Source organism: Streptomyces sp. NPDC008137, assembly GCF_042957035.1.
Classification (GTDB): Bacteria; Actinomycetota; Actinomycetes; order Streptomycetales; family Streptomycetaceae; genus Streptomyces.
Genome location: NZ_JBIBHN010000001.1, coordinates 41,191 through 58,265 on the forward strand (window position 1 = coordinate 41,191; position 17,075 = coordinate 58,265).

Consider the following 17,075-nt stretch of genomic DNA (forward strand, 5'->3'; position numbering starts at 1 on the left):
AGCCCTTCTGCCGGCCCGGGGCCACTCGTCACCGCCGTCCGCCGGGTTCCCAGGCACGCACCTCGATGTCCGCGTACCGGCCCTCCGCCAGCACCCCGCGCGCCGCCTCCGCACCCGGCGCCCGTACCAGCGCCGCCGTGCCCAGCCAGGCGTCGCCGTCGTCGGACAGGAGCGGGCCGTACGCGATCAGTTCGTCTCGTTCGGCGGGAACCTGAGGATCCGCCTCCGGGCTCGGGCCGAGGCCGAGCACGAGGTAGCGGTCGCCGGTCGCCAGGCCGCCGGGGAAGTCCCACATGGTCCGCCCCAGCAGATTCCGCCACCGCCGCAGCAGCACGTCCCGGTACACCCCGGCCTGGTGGTTGGGCTCGTCGAAGGCGAACGCCCGTGCGGCGGCGGAGTCCGGCAGATCGACGATGTGCACGCTGCCGGTCGGTGTCTCCCCGTCATCGGCGAAGGTCGGCCCACGGGCGATCAACTCGGCCTCGTAGCGGTCCATATAGGCCCAGTGCGCCTCCCCCAGTTCCTCACGCAGTCGCAAGGAGCCGACCCGGTCACGGTGGTAACAGAAGAACTCCATAAGAACCGACCCTTCCATCTCCACACCTGGCTACTCTCGTCTCTCCACTCATTCGTGACCGCAGATGGACGACGGGAGAGCAGCAGACCGTGCGCAGCGCCGCCGTAACACCCGAGGGCGACCGAATCCGCTGGGTCGAACTGCCGGGGCAGGAGCCACCGCGCGTCTACGTGCACGGACTGGGCGCCACCTCGCCGGCCTACTTCACGGAGGTCGCGGTCGATCCCCGCCTGGCCGGACGCCGGTCGCTGCTCCTGGACCTCCTGGGCCACGGCATCAGCGACCGCCCGACGCACTTCGCGTACACGCTGGAATCACACGCAGACGCGCTCGCCGGCGCGCTGAGGGCCGCGGATGTCTCGGCCGCCGAACTGATCGCCCACAGCATGGGCGGCTCCGTGGCCATCGTCCTGGCCGCCCGGCACCCCGGCCTGGTCTCCCGGCTGGTGCTGATCGACGCCAACCTCGATCCCGTCCCGCGGGTGCCCGGGGCATCCGGCAGCAGCGGTATCGCCTCCTACACCGAGGAGGAGTTCGCGCGGGGCGGGGGCTGGGAGGAGATCCGCGACCGGGCCGGGGCGCACTGGTGGTCCACCATGCGGCTGGCCGGCCGCGAGGCCCTGCACCGCAGCGCGTTCCACCTCACCCGTGGCACGGTCCCGACCATGCGTGAACTCCTGCTGGATCTGAAGATCCCCCGGACTTTCCTGCTCCCCGAGGCCGACGGTCCGCTCCCGGGCGCGGACGCCCTCACCGAGGCAGGTGTGTCCGTCGTCGAGATCCCCGACTGCGGCCACAACATCATGCTGGACAACCCGGAAGCCTTCGTGAAGGCGACCGCGGCGGCACTGGAAGAGCGGTAGAGAAGCAGTCGATGAAGTCGTTCCGACTGAAGACACGGTTCATCAAAGGCGCCGTCACCGTCGTCGCCGCCACCGCGGCCTGCCACTCCCTCATGTACGCCGGCTTCGCCGGAGCACGCGAAAGCGCGGCCGCGAACGAGGACGACATGTGGGCCGGCGCCTTCGAGTTCCTGTTCACCATGGCCGCTTCCTGGGCGCTCATGCCCCTTCTGCTGTGGGCCGGCATGCGGGTGCTGGGAGAGACCGGCAACGCCGTGCTCGTGCTCGTCGGCGGGCTGGTCTGGGCGGTGCTCTCCGGGTACTTCACCAACGACATCGACCGCGCGGGCGGGCACATGCCTGTGCCGGCCCTCGTCGCGTACGTCCTTGCCGGTACCGCGGTGTCCGGGGCCGGCAGCCCCGGACACAGCGGTTGACGCTCCCGCGCCGCCGTCAGGACTTCGCCGGGCACTCCTTCCACGCCAGGTGGTACACCGTGCTGATGTCCCCGTCCGTCGAGTCCATCGTCATGAAGCTGACCTTGTCGGCCGACTGGGTGCCGGCGTTGACCCGGATCTCGGTGTTGATGTTGAAGTTGCGCTGGACTCCACAGGGCGCGTAGACCAGTTGGGCCCAGTCCGTCTCGTCGGTGGCCTGCCAGTTGTCGTTGAGGGGGCCGCTGAAGGGGTGGTTCTTGTAGACCGTGCTGGGCGAGCCCTGGAAGTAGTACGAGGCCCGCTGGGTCGCGCTCGCGCCGCGCTGGAGGGCGGCGAAGCCCCGGTAGTCCGCGCTCGCGATGGCGTAGGTGAAGCCGCCGGGGACGTGGACCTTCAGGTTGAGCTGGCAGTTCCTGCGGAAGGCGGTCGGGTCGGAGTTCCCGCCCGCCTGGGCGAGGTAGTCGCTGTAGGTCACCGTGAAGGCGGTGTTGTCCTCGGAGACGGCGACCGCCGCCGTGCCCTGCGGACAGCCGGAGCCGTTCACCGTGGCGACCTGGATGATGATCTTGTCCGGGGGCGGGTCGTCGAACCCGGAGGCCCCGGAGGACGGGGATGTTGCGGGGAGTGCGCTGGTGAGGAGCGCGGCTACCGCGCCGCTCAGGAGCAGGCCACCGGCCATGGTTCTCCCATCCGTTCGTGGGGGGTGGATCGCGAAATGGACATGGGCATGTCAAGACGACAGCGCATGCACCCCCACCTGTGACCGTTCCATGAAGGAGCTGTGAAGGCCGGGGCGGTCGCATCGTACGCAGGGCGGGAAGGGGTGGCCAGAGCGGTCTCCGGCCATTCACAGTGGCGGGTTCACGCGTGTGGTCGGCGGGCGCATAAGGTGCGTTACCGATACGTCAGCCCCCAGGACACCCCGAGGACCCGATGAGGATCACCCACCGGCTCCCCCGCGCACGCGGCCCGTCACGGGTTCTCCCAGGCCGCCGGTTCCGCCGCCAGCCGCTCCACCTGCTCGGGCAGCGCGCCGGCCGCGAGGTCGGCGACCGTCACGCCCTCCAGGATCCTGCGCACATTGGCCCGCAGGGCGATCCACAGCGGCAGCAGCGGCTCGGCGGTACCGCTGTAGGCGAGGCCGGTCGGCCGCTCGCCGCGTACCGAGACGATCGGGCCGTCCACGGCCCGGATCACGTCCGCGACCGTGATCTCGCCGGCCTCGCGGGCCAGCCGGTAGCCACCGCCCCCGCCTCGGCGGCTGTCGACGACGCCGCCGCGCCGCAGATCGCCGAGAATGCCCTCGAGGAACTTGTGGGGGATGTCCTGCGCGGTGGCCACGGCCTCCGCCTTGACCGGGCCCTCCCCCTGCCGGACGGCCAGCTCCACGACCGCTCGTACCGCATAGTCCGCTCGTGCCGAGATCCTCATAGGACCATTGTCGCGGTCGGTCTGTAGACAATGACGCACCAGCACCACGCACGGCACGGCAGCACAACAGGAGGCGCTCCCTTGGAGCTCAGCAGGCGTACCTTCCACGCTCTCGCCGGCACGGCGGCGCTCGGCTTCGCGCTGACCGGCAGCGGGTCGCCGACCTCCGCCCACCCCGGACGGACCGCGCCCACGGGCCCGCCCCCACCGGTGCCGAGCGCGGACGGCGAGCGGCACAGCATCGGCTTCGACCGGTACTCGCTGCTGGTCGACGGCCGCCGCCTGGTGCTCTGGTCGGGCGAGATGCACCCGTTCCGGCTGCCGAGCCCGTCCCTGTGGCGGGATGTGCTGCAGAAGATGCGGGCCCATGGCTACAACGCCGTCAGCGTGTACGTCGCCTGGAACTACCATTCCGCCGCTCCCGGCCGGTACGACTTCACCGGGGTGCGCGATCTGGACCTGTTCCTGCGCATGGCCGCCGAGACCGGCCTGTACGTGATCCTGCGGCCCGGCCCGTACATCAACGCCGAGGTCGACGCCGGCGGCTTCCCCGGCTGGCTGACCGCCACCGAGGGCACGGCCAGGACCTCCGACCCGACGTATCTGAAGTACGTCGACGAGTGGCTGACCGCCGTCAACGCCATCGTCGCCAAGCGCCTGTTCACACGGGGTACGGGCACGGTCCTGCTGTACCAGATCGAGAACGAGTACGACGCCCACGTCGACGAGCCGGCCGGGCGCGCCTACATGTCGTACCTGTACGAGAAGGTCCGCGCCGACGGCATCGACGTGCCGCTGTTCCACAACGACAAGGGGCGGGGCGGCCACTGGGCGCCCGGGTCGTTCGGCACCGGCGGGGAGAAGGGGCGCTGGCTGTACGGGTTCGACGGGTATCCGGAGCCGGACGAAGTGCCGCCCGACTGGGGGCACTTCGGGACCGGCGGGGCGAAGGGCGGGGCGAGCGCCAGTCCGCGCACACCCGGGTTCGTGCCCGAGTTCGGCGGGGGCTGGTTCGACCCGTGGGGCGGCTCCTGGTTCGACGGCAAGGGGTACGCCGAGGCCCGCCGGACCCGGGACGCGGCGTACGAGCGGCGCTTCTATCTGACCAACCTCGCCAACGGCATCACGCTGCACAACGTCTACATGACGTTCGGCGGCACCTCCTGGGGCTGGCTGCCCGCCCCGGCCGTCTACACGTCGTACGACTACGGCGCCGCCTTCGACGAGGCCCGCAACGCCACCCCCAAGCTCGCCTCGATGCACCAGATCGGGCAGTCGGTGCGCCACCTGCCCGACCTCGCCAAGCTGAAGCGGGCGAAGGCCGTGCGCGCCACCGACAAGCGGGTCAAGGTCTACCCCCTGACCAACCCCGACACCGGCGCCCGCTTCTACGTCCTGCGCAACGACTCCGCCGAGGCGGTCTCGGTGACGCTGCCGGGCGCCGGGATCGACGTGCCGGTGATGGTCCCGGCGCGGGACGCCAAGCTGATCGCCGCCGGTCTGAGGCTCGGGAAGCGGACGCTGGTGCACTCCACCGTGCAGCCGATGCTGAGCCTGACGGCAGGGCGGCAGGACATCGCCGTGTTCGCGGGGCGGCGGGGCGATCTCGCGCAGGTCGTGCTGGAGTGCGTCGACGAGCCGACACCCATGCGGCTGGACGCGGAGCCCGCGTGGTCCTGGAACCTCAACAAGCTGAACATCACCGCTCCGCTCGGCGCCGGCGGGCTGAGCCGGGTGCGGGTCGAGGGCGACGGCGTGGACACGCCGATGCTGGTGCTGTTCGCCGACGACGCGACCGCCCTGCGGCTGTGGCCGTACGAGACACCGTCCGGCCGGCTCCTCGTCTACGGCCCTTCGCTGCTGCGGTCCGCCACCCTGCGCGGCTCGACGGTCCACCTCACCGGCGACACCGTCGGCGCGACCGGCCTGGAGGTGTGGGGGCCGCCGGGGATCACCCATGTGACGTGGAACGGGCGTGCGGTGCCCACGCGGATCAGCGCCTCCGGCAGCCTGCTGGCGCTGCGGCCGCTCCCCGGGGTGACCCGGCCGGCCCTGCCCGCGCTCGACAACTGGCGGCGGCGGACCGAGAACCCGGAGGCCGAGCCCGGTTTCGACGACTCCGGCTGGACGGCGGCCGACAGGACGACGTCCTTCAGTACGACGCCCGTCCCCGAGGGGCAGCCCGTGCTGTTCGCCGACGACTACGGCTTCCACTACGGCGACGTCTGGTACCGGGGCGAGTGGAGCGACGAGAACGGCGTCGAGTCCGTCTCCCTCGCCTACAGCACGGGCACGCAGGGCCTGCTCATGGCCTGGCTGGACGGCGAGCCGCTGGGCACGCACCGGATGCCCGTACCGGACAGGAGCCGGGCCCGGCAGGGGACGTGGACCGCGAAGGCCACCTTCGCCCTGCCCGAGGAGCTGCGGGAGAGGTTCCGTGCGGCGCGGGACGGGGAGCGCGACCGGCACGTGCTGTCCGTGCTCGTGCGGCCGATGCAGCACGACATGGACGGCAAGGCGCTCGACACGCACAAGGCGGCGCGCGGGCTGACCGCCGTCACCTTCGAGGGCGGCTCCCCCGAGGTGACGTGGCGGATCCAGGGCGCGGCCGCGCCCGATCCCGTGCGCGGGCCGATGAACAACGGCGGGCTGTACGGGGAGCGCGAGGGCTGGCATCTGCCCGAGCACGACGACCACGACGACCACGACGAAGGGGACTGGAAGGACGCCGAACTGCCCCGGGCCGACCGGCGGCAGGGCGTCACCTGGTACCGGACGGACTTCCGGCTGGACGTCGACCCGGGCGTCGACGCCTCGGTCGGGCTCGTCCTCGACGACGACCCGGGCCGGGCCTACCGCGTGCAGATCTTCCTCAACGGCTGGAACATGGGCCAGTACATCAACGACGTAGGGCCGCAGCACACCTTCGTGCTGCCGAACGGGATCCTCCGCACACGTGGGGCCAACACACTGGCGCTGGCGGTGCTGTCGGACGGCACCACACCTTCCGGGCCCGGGGACGTGCGGCTGACCCTGCTGGGCGCGGCGGCGGGAGGGGTGCCGGTCAAGCCGGTGTGACCGGATCGAGCCGTTCTCGTGCATTGCCTTCTCCGGCACGGTGGTTCACCGTGTTGCCGATTCAAGAGCTTTGACCGGGAGGGGAATCTCGTGCGAAGACGGCGTTTCATCAGCGGATTAGTGGGTGCCGGGGTGGGTCTGGGACTCGCCCCGGCCGCGATCGCCCGGGACACCGGCGAGCCCCGTGAGTGGCAGGCCGTGCCGGTGCCGGACGGCACCCCGGCCGCGCAGTTGCGGGACGTCGCGGCCGCCGGAGCCGGTCTCGCGTGGGCCGTGGGCGAGGAGGGCCGCAGCGGGGGCACCCTGGGCTCACCGCTCGCCCTGGCGTGGGACGGCACGGCATGGGCGCGCACCGGCCTCGGTCATCTGGCCTGGCGGGGATATCTGCACTCCGTCGCCGGTACGTGTGCCCGCTCGGCGTGGGCCGTCGGCACCGACACGGCCGGGGCCACGCACGTGCTGCGGTGGGACGGGCAGACCTGGCGGGAGACCGATTTCCCCGGGCGGGGGCAGTCCGGCACCTCCCTCACCGGCGTCGCGGTCGACCCCGGCGGCGGGGCCTGGTTCTCCGGACGCGACTCCGACGGCCGGCTGCTGCTGCACCGGGACGGCGGCACCTGGAGCTGGCTGCCCGCGCCCCCGAGCGCGACCGCCGCCACGCCTTCGGGCCTCCAGCTGACCCCGGCCGGTGACGTCTGGCTGTACGGCGTCGGGATCGTCGCCCGCTGGGACGGCTCGGCCTGGAGCGAACTGCCCGCCTACCAGGGCATCCGGGCGAGCATCACCGGGCTGCTGCCGGTGGCGGACGACGACCTGTGGCTCGTCGGCTACGACTACGGGGTGGGCGGCCCGCCCGGCAAACCCCCGGGTGTGCTGCTCCTGCGCGGGGACGGCGGCACCTGGGAGAGCGTCACCCGGCCGTTCGGCGTCGGCATGCTGAACGGGATCGTCGCCGACGCGCAGGGCCGGCCGGACCGGATCGCCGGCTGGGATTTCTGGGACCAGACCCGGGCCCACTACCTGCGGTGGGACGGCGGGGCGTGGGTGAGCGAGCGGGGGCCGGTGGCCACGACCCCCGTCGTCATGAACGCCCTTGCCTCCGTGCCGGGTTCGGCGGGCGGCTACTGGGCGGTCGGTACGACGTCGACCTCGGCGTCCTCGTCCGCCCTGCTGCGGATAGAACGCTGACCCGCCCGTCCGGTTGGCCGTCACGCCAGCCGGATCACGTTCCAGGACAGCGGCTCCAGGACGGTGCTCAGCGTGCCGTCCTGGAGGGCCGTGCCGTCGACGGTGTGCGGGGTCACCCGCTCGGGGTCGTCGAGGGTGTTGCGGGCGTCGGGGTCGGCGTCCGCGAGGGCGCTGTGCTCGACGACCGACGTCAGGCCGAGCCCGCTGAGGGCGACCTCCAGCGGCAGCGCCTCGGTGCGGCCGCGGTTGACGGCGAAGACGGTGACCGTGCCGTCCTCGGCGCGTACGGCGGTGGCGTGCAGCAGGTCGGCGTCGCCGTACTTCTTCGTCTCGTACATCGGTGAGTCGACGCGGACGTCGAGGACCTGGCCGCGGCCGTACCGGCTCGCCTGCGCGAACGGGAAGAACGTGGTCTGCCGCCAGGCCGGGCCGCCCGGCTCGGTCATGATCGGCGCGATGACGTTGACGAGCTGGGCGAGGCAGGCGACGGTGACGCGGTCGGCGTGCCGGAGCAGGGCGATGAGGAGCGAGCCGAAGACGACCGCGTCCATGACGCTGTAGTTGTCCTCCAGGAGGCGGGGGGCCTCGGCCCAGTCCCGCGCGCCGGAGTTCTCGATCTCGTGCCACCGCGAGATGTACCAGACGTTCCACTCGTCGAAGGAGAGGTTGATCTTCTTCTTCGACTTCAGCTTCGCGCCGATGTGGTCGGCGGTGGCGACCACGTTCTCGATGAAGGACTCCATGTCGACGGCGGAGGCCAGGAAGGAGTCGACGTCGCCGTTCTCGGGCTGGTAGTAGGCGTGCAGGGAGATGTGGTCGACGAGGTCGTACGTCTCCTCCAGGACCGTCGCCTCCCACTCGGCGAAGGTCGGCATGGACTGGCTGGAGGAGCCGCAGGCGACCAGTTCGACCCCGGGGTCCATCTGGCGCATGGCACGGGCCGTCTCGGCGGCGACCCGGCCGTACTCCTCGGCCGTCTTGTGGCCGGTCTGCCAGGGGCCGTCCATCTCGTTGCCGAGGCACCAGAGTCTGATGCCGAAGGGGTCCTTGTCACCGTGGGAGGCGCGGAGGTCGGACAGGGCGGTGCCCTCGGGGTGGTTGGCGTACTCCTGGAGTTCCAGGGCTTCGGCGACGCCGCGGGTGCCGAGGTTGATGGCCATCATGGGTTCGGCCTGGGGGCCGATCCTGCGGAGGAAGGCGATGTACTCGGAGAGGCCGAAGCGGTTGGTCTCGGTGGAGCGCCAGGCGAGGTCGAGGCGGCGGGGGCGGTCCTCGGCCGGGCCGACCGAGTCCTCCCACTTGTAGCCGGAGACGAAGTTGCCGCCGGGGTAGCGGACGGCCGTGACCCCGAGTTCCCTGACCAGCTCCAGGACGTCCTGGCGGATGCCTTCGGCGTCCGCGGTCGGGTGGCCCGGTTCGAAGATGCCGGTGTAGACGCAGCGGCCGAGGTGTTCCACGAAGCTGCCGAAGAGGCGGGGGTTCACCTCGCCGATGGTGAAGGCGGGGTCGAGGGTGAAGCGGGCGGTGTGCATGGTCGCCTTTCTCCAGGACTGCCGATTTCTCCGAGACAGCCGGCGTTCGGCATTTCGAATTATGCTCGTGACTTCGAACAGGACCGTAAATTCGGAGCGCCTACGCGTCAATGGGGCGGCCGGACTCTGGACACCGCTTTCTGTGCAGGAACGGTCGTTCCCCATTGAACAACGGGCGCCGGATCGCATGACGTGAACACATTCGGGCGCGTAGTCTCGGACCCGCTGCCAAGCCGTCGGCCGGCGGTGAGAAGGGGGAGCGATGGACATCGCGGCCGCGTTCAGGCGCTCGCGACGGGGTTCCGCCATGCGCGGCCTGGCCTCGGGGCTCGCCGCCGGGGTCCGGGCGAGGGAGCAGTCCCCCACCGACGTACGGTCGTTGTGCCGGGCACTGTGCGAGGAGATGAGCGCGCGGCGCGGAGGGCGGCCCGTCGAGCTGCGTTTCGAGCGTTTTCCCGACGAGATCGAAGTGACCGGGCTGTCGGTCGAGTTCCAGGACTTCGACCTCGTCATCGTCGAGGAGCGGGCCGAGGCCGTGCAGCAACTGGTCATCCTCGGGCATGAGTTGTGGCATCTGCACGCCGGGCACGGGCATCACCATGCCGCCGGTACGGCGGCGGTGCGGGCGCTGGAGGGGGAGCCCGGCTGGAATTCCGCGGCGCTGACGGTGGCCGCCCGCGACGGCTCGCGTGAGCGGGACGAGGCCGAGGCCGACGCGTTCGGGCACCGGCTGGCGGCGGCCTTCCGCTCCTTCGCGGACGGCCCTCCGCGCGACGCGGACGCCGCTCTCGATCCGGTGCGGCGGTCGATGGGCTACCGGGGACGCGGAGGCGGCGCGCGATGATCCACGCCCGGGACGTCCTCGACGGCTTCTCCGTCTCCTTCTGGCTGCCGATCGGGGCGCTGACCGTCGCCCTGGTCATCAAGCTGCCCAGCCTGGTGAAGATGTGGCGGGACCCGATGCTGCGCGCGGTCGGCGGGCTGCTGCTGTTCGCCTGTGCCGTGTTCGTCTTCGCCTCCCCGGCCGTCATCGGCTGGACCAACCGCGTCACCGGCGTGCCGAACATCGCGGCGCCGCTGGTGTACTCGCTGCTCACCGCGCTCTGCGCGTCCTGGCTGCTGCTGATCGTCGCCTGGCGCAACGGCCTGTCCGACCGCTCGGCCTCCACGCGCCGGGCCGCCCGCTGGGTCGTCTTCGCCTACGCGGGTGTGGTCGTCGCCCTGTGGGTGCTCTTCTGGCTCGCGGACGTCCCCGTGGAACGCCGCCAGGACCTGGACACGTACTACGCCAACACGCCCTTCATGCGCGAGGAGATCCTGCTCTACCTCCTCGCCCACACCGTGGCCTGCTCGATCACGGCCCGGCTGATCTGGAACTGGGTGCGCACCGACGGCCTCGACGCCTGGCTGCGCTGGGGCCTGAGGTTCCTCGGCGTCGGCTACGCGACGAACCTGCTCTTCGACGCCGCCAAACTCACCGCCGTCATCGCCCGGCTGACCGGCAACGACCTGGACTGGCTGAGCACCTACCTGGCCCCCTCGGCCGCGTGCCTCTCGGCCACCATGGTCGCGACCGGCTTCATCATTCCGCACGGCGGCCAGTACCTGCACGAACGGTGGCGCATCCGGCTCGCCCACCGGCGGTTGCGTCCCCTCTATCTGCTGCTGCGCACCGTCAACGGCGGCGGCGCCCCCTTCGCCCCGCGCGCCACCGGCGAACTGCGCCTGATCCGCCGCGAGACGTACATCCGCGACGTGCTCCTCCAGCTCTCCCGGCACCTCGACGAGGAGCTGCGGGAACGGTCGTACGACGCGGCCGTCGAGCTGGGCTTCGAGCCGGGCCGGGCGAAGGCGCTGGCCGCGGCCGTGACGATCCTGGACGCCGTGGCGGCGAGGGAACGTGACGCGCCCGGCGACGGCGCCGGCCCCGACACCACCTATCTGCTGCAGGAGATCCAGGCCGTGTCCCGCGCCCTGCGGCACCGCGACCACATCGAGGCGGTACGCTCCCGCGCGGCCGCCCCCGGGAGAGAGAACGCCCGCGCATGACTGACAGCTCCACCCCCGCCAGAACCGCCGTCGTCCTGGGGGGATCCCACTCCGGCATGCTCGCGGCACGCGCGCTGGCCGATGTCGCCGACCGGGTCGTCGTCGTGGAGCGCGACGCGCTGCCCGCCGCTCCCGGGCCCCGCAAGGGACTGCCGCAGGCACGGCACGCCCACATGCTCTGGTCGGGCGGGGTGCGGGCGATGGAGGAACTGCTGCCCGGGATCACCGGGGCGCTCAGGGAGGCCGGGGCGAACCGGCGGCCGGTCACGACGGACATGGTCGCCCTCGGCACCCGGGGCTGGTTCCGGCGCTGGCCCGAGTCCCACCACGTGATCCTGGCCGGCCGGGACCTGCTGGACGCGACGGTCCGCGCGCGGGTCCTGGCCGACGAGCGGATCGAGGTCGTCGAACGCGCGGAGGCGGTGGGCCTCACCGGCACCGGCACCGCGGTCACGGGCGTCCGGATCCGGCCCCACGACGGCCCCGAGCGGACCCTGGAGGCGGGCCTGGTCGTGGACGCCTCGGGCCGCGGCTCCCAGGCCGCGAACTGGCTGACCGCCCTCGGACTGCCCGCCGTCGAGCGACGCGAGGTGGACGCCGGCCTGGCCTACGCCAGCCGCCTCTACCTCGCCCCCGCGGCGGCCCGCGACGGCTTCCCCATCGTCAACGTCCAGCCCGACCGGCGGGAGGGCGGCCCCGGCCGGGCGGGGTTCCTGCTGCCCGTCGAGGAGGGCCGGTGGATCGTCACCGTGTGCGGCACGCGCGGCGGCGGGCCGTCCCCGGACAACGACGACTTCGTCCGCTTCGCCCGAGAGGACCTGCGGCACCCGCTGATCGGCGACCTGCTCGAACAGGCCGAGCCGCTGTCCGACGTGTCCTTCACCCGCAGCACCGTCAACCGCCGGCACTTCTACGAGCGGATGCCGGCCTGGCCCGAGAACTTCGCCGTCCTCGGCGACGCGCTCGCCGCGTTCAACCCGGTCTACGGGCACGGCCTGGCGGTCGCCGCGCAGAGCGCCCTGCTGCTGCGGGACACGGTACGGCGGCACGGCTGGGCCGCGCCCGGACTGTCCCGGCGGATCCAGAAGGCGGCCGCGCGCCCGGCCGGAGCGGCGTGGGACCTCGCCATCGGCCAGGACGTGTTCTACGCGGGCGCGACGGAGCAGGGCCCCACCCTCCGGGACCGGCTCGTGACCGCGTACGTGGACCGGCTGATGTACACGGCGACGGGCAACGGCCGTATCGCCCGCCGGGTGACCGATGTGACGTCGCTGGAGCGGGGGGCGGGGGTGCTGCTGACTCCGTCGGTGCTGCTGGCGGCGGCGGTGGGGCCGTTGAAGCCGGCGTTGACCGGTCCGCCGCTGACCGCGACGGAGCGGAAGGCCGCCGGGTTGGTCTAGGGACTGGTCGGGTGGGTGCGCAGCCCGGCGCTGCGGGGTGCCTCCCAGGCCCTTGAGGCACTGAGGGAGGCACGCATGCCCGCAGCTGGGTCTAGCCGGCGAACGCGGGCTGCGCCAGTCCCTTCCCCGCGCCCGGCACCACGAACACCGACCCCGCCGGCGCGGGCGGCTCCGTCAGGCCCACCCGGGCCGTCGTGATGTAGAGGTCGGTCAGCCCGGCCCCGCCGAACGCGCACGCCGTCACCAGCGGCACCGGCAGCTCGATCACCCGGTCCAGCTCGCCGTCGGGTGTGTAGCGCCGTACCGCCGAGCCCTGCCACAGCGCCACCCACACGCAACCGTCGGCGTCCACGGTCAGCCCGTCGGGAAAGCCCGCGCCGTCCTCGATCACGGCGAGGGTCCGGCGGCCGGACACCCGCCCGTCCGCGTAGTCGAAGACGTCGACCCGCCGGGTCGGGGAGTCGATGTAGTACAGGAGCCGCCCGTCGGGGCTCCACCCCGTGCCGTTGCTGACGGCCACGTCGTCCAGGACGACGTCGACCGTGCCGTCACCGGCGACACGGGACAGCGAGCCGCCGCCCGGTGCCTCGTCGTAGCGCATCGTGCCGGCCCAGAGCGTGCCGTCGGGTGCCACGGCGGCGTCGTTGGCGCGGCGGCCGGGCACGGGCTCGTGGTGCAGCCAGCGGAATCCGCCGCCGTCACCGTCGGGATCGAGGAGGCCGATCCCGTCACGCAGGTTCAGGACCAGTCCACCCCCCGCACGCGGCTTGGCCGCGCCCACGTGCTGTTCGGTGCGGCGGACCGTGCGGCGGCCGGTGGCCGGGTCGTAGGTGTGCACCTTGCAGCCGAGGATGTCGATCCAGAGCAGACGCCCGGTCGCCGCGTCCCAGGTCGGGCCCTCGCCGAGTTCGGCCTCGGCCCGTACGGCGACCTCGTACGGCTTCGCCGTCATGCCACGCTCCGGTGGCCGAGGTGCTCCGACAGGTCGGCGGCGCCCTTCGCGGCGAGCTGCTCCAGCTCGGCGCGGCGCTCCTCGCTCCAGCGGATCATGGGCACGGAGATCGACAGGGCGGCGACGACCTGACCGGTGCGGTCGCGGACCGGCGCGGCCACGCAGCTCACGTCCGGGTTGGACTCGCGGCTCTCCACGGCGAGGCCCCGCTCGCGGATCTCGGCCAGGGCCTCGCGCAGGGCGGCCGGGTCGGTGATGCTGTTGGGGGTCATCGCGACCAGCGCGGCGTTGTCGGGGATCCGCGTGGCGAGTTCCTGCTCGGGAAGGGAGGCCAGCAGCATCTTGCCCACGGAGGTGCAGTGGGCGGGCAGCCGGCGACCGGCCGCCGACACCATCCGCACGGCGTGCGTGGAGTCGACCTTGGCGATGTAGATGACGTCCGTGTCCTCGAGGATCGCCACGTGTACGGTCTCGTCGCAGGTCTCGGCGACGGACCGGGCGACCAGCTGCCCCTCGGCGGCCAGGTCGAGCTGCTCGGCGTAACGGGCGCCGAGCTGATACGGCCGGACGCCGAGCCGGTAGCGTCCCGGCTGGCCGGGCACCTGGACGATGTACTTCCGGGCGGCGAGCGTGGTCACCAACTCGTGCACGGTGGTGCGCGGCAGCTGCAGCTTGCGCACGATGTCGGGGGCGGAGAGCGTCCCGTCCCCGTCGAGGAAGAGCTCGAGAATGTCGAGAGCCCGGGTCACGGCTGGTACGAGTCGTCCCACGACCGGCCCCTCCCTATGTGTCTCAGGCGCCTGTGTTCGAGATATCAACAGGCGATCGGCATGACGAACACAGGCTAGCCATAGAGGTTTGGCCGGGCAATGGGCAGAGGCAGAGCGGGCGTAAACCGACGGGCCCGCCACGGGCACGTCGGTGATCACCGGGTACGCCTGCGAAGGCTCACCGCCGCCCGCGCATCGCCCCCAGCTGCCCCCGCAGCCGCTGGGCCCGCAGTACCAGTTCCAGTTCGAAGCGGCGGTCGGGGTCGTCGATCTCGTCGCCCCAGAGTTCGCGGATCTGGCGCAGGCGGTAGCGGACCGTCTGGGGGTGGACGCCGAGGCGGGTCGCGACCTCCGGGGCTCCGCCCCTGGTCTCCAGCCAGGCCAGGAGTGTTTCCGCGAGGCGGCGGCCGTGGGTGGGGCCGCAGTGGGTCAGGGGGGCCAGGCAGCGGACGGCCAGGTCGTCGATCAGCTCCTCGGGCTGGAGGAGGACCAGCGCCTCGGTGTGCTCGGTGCAGTGGAGGACCTCACCGGAGGGGAGGAGATTCCGTTCCATCAGGCTGACCGCCGCCTCGGCCCAGCGCAGGGACTTCGCCGCCTCGGTGAGCGGGACCGGTGGGCCGATCGCGCCGGACCAGCCGGCCAGGGCGCGGTGCAGCAGCTCGGGGCGGCCCGCCGCGCCCGGGTCGGGCACGACCATGCGGGGCCGCTCGTACTCCATGTCGAGCAGCACGCCCTCGCCGACCGCGGGGGCCATGGCCTCCCGGGCGGGGCGCAGCAGGACGCCGACGGCGACCTTGGCCGGGAGGGGCCAGCCGATCCGGGCGGCGCGTTCCGTGAGGGCCTCGGAGGGGTCGCCGCGGTGGTGTTCGGCCAGCAGGAGTTCCATCAGGCGGCGCTGCAGGCGCAGGCGTTCGCCCGCCTGGCGGGCCGCGGCCTCGGCGTAGCCGCGTACGGACTGGTCGACGAGGCCGTCGAGGTACTCGTAGCCCGCGTCGACGAGTTCGTACATCGCCGGGGGCGGGATCTCCACGCGCTGGCCGATGTCGGCGAAACGGCGCCAGGCCAGGCGTACGCCCATGCGGTAGATGGCCTGGAGGGAGTCGAGGGAGCGGCCGCCCAGGCCCTCGCCGCGACCGAAGTCCTGGAAGACGCCGGGCGGGACGGTGGGCCGCCCCTCGGAGTGCTCCAGGTGCTGCACGAAGACCTCGATGGCGCGGCGGATGCCGACCAGGGCCATGGGCTCGCCCGAGTCGTCCACGACGAACGGCAGATGGGGGTACTCGCGCTGTATCTCGCGGAGGATCTCCTCGGCGAGTTCGGGCGCCTCGGCCATGGCGATCGCCGCGAACCTGCGCACCTGGAAGCGCGGTACGCCGTGCCAGGCCGAGCGTGCGGTGACGGTTCCGGTGCGGGCAGCCGTCACCGTCAACTCCCCCCGTCCGCTTGCTCGTACGTGATCAGGGGAGTGTTCGGCTGGTCGGGTGTGGCCTGGAGCAGCGCGACCACGCCCAGCGCGGCGCCCACGGCGAGGGCGGCGGCGAGCGCGACGGTCAGCGCGGCAGCGAGCAGTCTGGACATCGCAGGGTCAGCCTCTCTGTCCGGATTCGTCCGGCGTTCGTCCGGAGGTCGCCCCACCTGGCGTCCCGTCCCTGCCTGTCGCGCCCCAGTCTCGACAAGCATTGACACCCCGTCAAGAGCCGCCTACGGTTCCCGGCCCAACCGCATGCGCGCGCTTCGCCGCCGTGCCGGTCTTCTCGTACGTCGAGCCGTCCCAAGCCACTGGAGTGCCCGGATGCGCCGTACAACCTCTCCGTTTTCCCTGGTCCTGCTGGGTCTCGGCACGTTCCTGCTGGTGCTGGCGCCCCTGCTCGCCTGGTATGTGCAGCCGCGTGCCGCGGTGAATCCGATCGACATCGACACGACCGCCGTCTACACCGGCCGGGGCAGCGTCTTCGACACTGACCGGATCGAGACGGTTTCCGGCCGGAAGATCACCGTGACGCAGCGGGTCCGGGGCAATGTCGAGGACAGCGAACGCAGCGGCAACGCCGTCTGGGACGTGATCACCACCGTCGACACGGACAAGTCGCTGCCGGCCGCCGACCCGCACGACGCGCTGGACTACAAGCCGCACCGCTGGGTGATGGACCGGAAGACCAACCGGCCGGTGCACTGCTGCGGCGAGAAGCCGTACATCGAGGGCGAGGCCTATCTGAAGTTCCCCTTCGACGTGCAGAAACGCTCGTACCAGTGGTGGGACAACACCCTCGGCGACACGGTCGTGCTGCGCTACCGGGGCACCGCGAAGGTCCAGGGCTACACCGGCTACAAGTTCACCGGCTCGGTGCCGCCGACCAGGACCGGCACGCGGATGGTGCCCGGCAGCATCGTCGACCAGCCGGGCCGGCCGCAGGTGCTGGCCGAGGAGTGGTACTCCAACCACGGGTTCGAGCTGGTCGTGGACCAGGCGACGGGGCGCGTGATCTACGCGCAGACCGGCCCGAAGCGGACCCTGCGGGCGCCGGGCGGGAAGAAGGACGCGGCGGTGCTGCTGGACAGCCGGAAGGTCTCGTTCACGACCGCGACACAGAAGGAAGCGGTGCGGCAGGCGAAGCGGGACAGCGGCCAACTGCGGCTGGTGGGCGTGACGTTGCCGATCGGGGCGGCGGTGACCGGTTTTGTGCTCGCGGTGGTGGGTGGTGTTCTCGTGGCGCGTGGGCGGAAGGAGCCGGAGCAGCCCGTTCCGTCCGAAAAGCCGGACATGCCCCAGCCCACCCTCACGATGTGATGTGACGTCAGCTCTAACAAAGCCCGAAATT

At 72.1% G+C, this 17,075-nt stretch carries 16 protein-coding genes; 8 read left to right on the forward strand and 8 right to left on the reverse strand.

All coding sequences use genetic code 11. The features are described from left to right. Positions 1-28: 28 nt before the first annotated feature. Positions 29-577: a YciI family protein gene (locus ACFZBT_RS00175; RefSeq protein ID WP_391097311.1), complete on the reverse strand. Its 549-nt coding sequence runs from the start codon at positions 575-577 to the stop codon at positions 29-31. Between the two features lie 89 nt (positions 578-666). Here ACFZBT_RS00175 and ACFZBT_RS00180 point away from each other — a divergent pair, with 89 nt between their 5' ends. Beyond that, positions 667-1,440: an alpha/beta fold hydrolase gene (locus ACFZBT_RS00180; protein WP_391097312.1), complete on the forward strand. Its 774-nt coding sequence runs from the start codon at positions 667-669 to the stop codon at positions 1,438-1,440. A gap of 11 nt (positions 1,441-1,451) precedes the next feature. Next, positions 1,452-1,856 carry a hypothetical protein gene (locus ACFZBT_RS00185; protein ID WP_391097313.1) on the forward strand — a complete coding sequence of 135 codons (405 nt, stop codon included), beginning with the start codon at positions 1,452-1,454 and terminating at the stop codon, positions 1,854-1,856. Between the two features lie 16 nt (positions 1,857-1,872). Here ACFZBT_RS00185 and ACFZBT_RS00190 read toward each other — a convergent pair whose 3' ends face one another. Further along, a complete protein-coding gene (locus ACFZBT_RS00190) occupies positions 1,873-2,535 on the reverse strand; it encodes a DUF4360 domain-containing protein (protein WP_391097314.1) in 663 nt (220 codons plus the stop codon). A gap of 293 nt (positions 2,536-2,828) precedes the next feature. Further along, positions 2,829-3,287 (reverse strand): Rrf2 family transcriptional regulator, encoded by a 459-nt coding sequence (locus tag ACFZBT_RS00195; RefSeq protein WP_391097315.1) that lies wholly within the window; start codon positions 3,285-3,287, stop codon positions 2,829-2,831. Positions 3,288-3,368: 81 nt separating this feature from the next. Here ACFZBT_RS00195 and ACFZBT_RS00200 point away from each other — a divergent pair, with 81 nt between their 5' ends. Both ACFZBT_RS00200 and ACFZBT_RS00205 read left to right on the forward strand, forming a co-directional pair. Then, the gene (locus tag ACFZBT_RS00200) at positions 3,369-6,365 is read left to right on the forward strand and encodes a beta-galactosidase (RefSeq protein ID WP_391097316.1); all 2,997 of its coding nucleotides are present in this window, start codon (positions 3,369-3,371) and stop codon (positions 6,363-6,365) included. A gap of 132 nt (positions 6,366-6,497) precedes the next feature. After that, positions 6,498-7,553 (forward strand): hypothetical protein, encoded by a 1,056-nt coding sequence (locus ACFZBT_RS00205; RefSeq protein WP_391097317.1) that lies wholly within the window; start codon positions 6,498-6,500, stop codon positions 7,551-7,553. 20 nt (positions 7,554-7,573) lie between these two features. On the opposite strand, the gene ACFZBT_RS00210 is transcribed toward ACFZBT_RS00205, so the two are convergent. Further along, a complete protein-coding gene (locus ACFZBT_RS00210) occupies positions 7,574-9,085 on the reverse strand; it encodes an alpha-L-arabinofuranosidase C-terminal domain-containing protein (RefSeq protein ID WP_391097318.1) in 1,512 nt (503 codons plus the stop codon). A 262-nt stretch (positions 9,086-9,347) separates the two neighbouring features. Here ACFZBT_RS00210 and ACFZBT_RS00215 point away from each other — a divergent pair, with 262 nt between their 5' ends. Genes ACFZBT_RS00215 through ACFZBT_RS00225 form a run of 3 tightly spaced genes read left to right on the forward strand, consistent with a single transcriptional unit; the run spans position 9,348 to position 12,534 of the window. Further along, complete coding sequence (locus ACFZBT_RS00215) at positions 9,348-9,929, forward strand: toxin-antitoxin system, toxin component family protein (RefSeq protein WP_391097319.1); 582 nt, start codon at positions 9,348-9,350, stop codon at positions 9,927-9,929. Then, entirely contained in the window at positions 9,926-11,134 is a 1,209-nt protein-coding gene (locus ACFZBT_RS00220; RefSeq protein WP_391097320.1) for an MAB_1171c family putative transporter, read from the forward strand. Before ACFZBT_RS00215 ends, ACFZBT_RS00220 begins: the two co-directional genes overlap by 4 nt. Continuing rightward, a complete protein-coding gene (locus tag ACFZBT_RS00225; RefSeq protein WP_391097321.1) occupies positions 11,131-12,534 on the forward strand; it encodes an NAD(P)/FAD-dependent oxidoreductase in 1,404 nt (467 codons plus the stop codon). The genes ACFZBT_RS00220 and ACFZBT_RS00225 overlap by 4 nt, the downstream gene beginning before the upstream one ends. Positions 12,535-12,625: 91 nt before the next feature. Here the strand turns inward: ACFZBT_RS00225 and ACFZBT_RS00230 are convergent, their stop codons facing one another. The 4 genes from ACFZBT_RS00230 to ACFZBT_RS00245 all read right to left on the reverse strand — a co-directional run bounded on the left by ACFZBT_RS00230 (position 12,626) and on the right by ACFZBT_RS00245 (position 15,834). Then, positions 12,626-13,486 carry an SMP-30/gluconolactonase/LRE family protein gene (locus ACFZBT_RS00230; RefSeq protein ID WP_391097322.1) on the reverse strand — a complete coding sequence of 287 codons (861 nt, stop codon included), beginning with the start codon at positions 13,484-13,486 and terminating at the stop codon, positions 12,626-12,628. Continuing rightward, positions 13,483-14,256, reverse strand: coding sequence for an IclR family transcriptional regulator C-terminal domain-containing protein (locus tag ACFZBT_RS00235; protein ID WP_391097323.1), 774 nt, complete (start codon positions 14,254-14,256; stop codon positions 13,483-13,485). Before ACFZBT_RS00235 ends, ACFZBT_RS00230 begins: the two co-directional genes overlap by 4 nt. 178 nt (positions 14,257-14,434) lie before the next feature. Beyond that, positions 14,435-15,679, reverse strand: a complete 1,245-nt coding sequence (locus tag ACFZBT_RS00240) for a helix-turn-helix domain-containing protein (protein WP_391097324.1) — start codon at positions 15,677-15,679, stop codon at positions 14,435-14,437. A 2-nt stretch (positions 15,680-15,681) separates the two neighbouring features. Continuing rightward, positions 15,682-15,834 (reverse strand): hypothetical protein, encoded by a 153-nt coding sequence (locus tag ACFZBT_RS00245; RefSeq protein WP_391097325.1) that lies wholly within the window; start codon positions 15,832-15,834, stop codon positions 15,682-15,684. A gap of 214 nt (positions 15,835-16,048) precedes the next feature. Here ACFZBT_RS00245 and ACFZBT_RS00250 point away from each other — a divergent pair, with 214 nt between their 5' ends. Then, the gene (locus ACFZBT_RS00250; RefSeq protein WP_391097326.1) at positions 16,049-17,044 is read left to right on the forward strand and encodes a porin PorA family protein; all 996 of its coding nucleotides are present in this window, start codon (positions 16,049-16,051) and stop codon (positions 17,042-17,044) included. The last annotated feature ends 31 nt before the right edge of the window (positions 17,045-17,075 follow it).

Bases quoted from the DNA above. Each gene is read 5' to 3' on its own strand.
- ACFZBT_RS00185 (WP_391097313.1), top strand. From the start codon at position 1,452: ATGAAGTCGTTCCGACTGAAGACACGGTTCATCAAAGGCGCCGTCACC.
- ACFZBT_RS00245 (WP_391097325.1), bottom strand. From the start codon at position 15,834: ATGTCCAGACTGCTCGCTGCCGCGCTGACCGTCGCGCTCGCCGCCGCC.
- ACFZBT_RS00230 (WP_391097322.1), bottom strand. From the start codon at position 13,486: ATGACGGCGAAGCCGTACGAGGTCGCCGTACGGGCCGAGGCCGAACTC.
- ACFZBT_RS00210 (WP_391097318.1), bottom strand. From the start codon at position 9,085: ATGCACACCGCCCGCTTCACCCTCGACCCCGCCTTCACCATCGGCGAG.
- ACFZBT_RS00225 (WP_391097321.1), top strand. From the start codon at position 11,131: ATGACTGACAGCTCCACCCCCGCCAGAACCGCCGTCGTCCTGGGGGGA.
- ACFZBT_RS00175 (WP_391097311.1), bottom strand. From the start codon at position 577: ATGGAGTTCTTCTGTTACCACCGTGACCGGGTCGGCTCCTTGCGACTG.
- ACFZBT_RS00215 (WP_391097319.1), top strand. From the start codon at position 9,348: ATGGACATCGCGGCCGCGTTCAGGCGCTCGCGACGGGGTTCCGCCATG.
- ACFZBT_RS00250 (WP_391097326.1), top strand. From the start codon at position 16,049: ATGCGCCGTACAACCTCTCCGTTTTCCCTGGTCCTGCTGGGTCTCGGC.
- ACFZBT_RS00220 (WP_391097320.1), top strand. From the start codon at position 9,926: ATGATCCACGCCCGGGACGTCCTCGACGGCTTCTCCGTCTCCTTCTGG.
- ACFZBT_RS00190 (WP_391097314.1), bottom strand. From the start codon at position 2,535: ATGGCCGGTGGCCTGCTCCTGAGCGGCGCGGTAGCCGCGCTCCTCACC.
- ACFZBT_RS00195 (WP_391097315.1), bottom strand. From the start codon at position 3,287: ATGAGGATCTCGGCACGAGCGGACTATGCGGTACGAGCGGTCGTGGAG.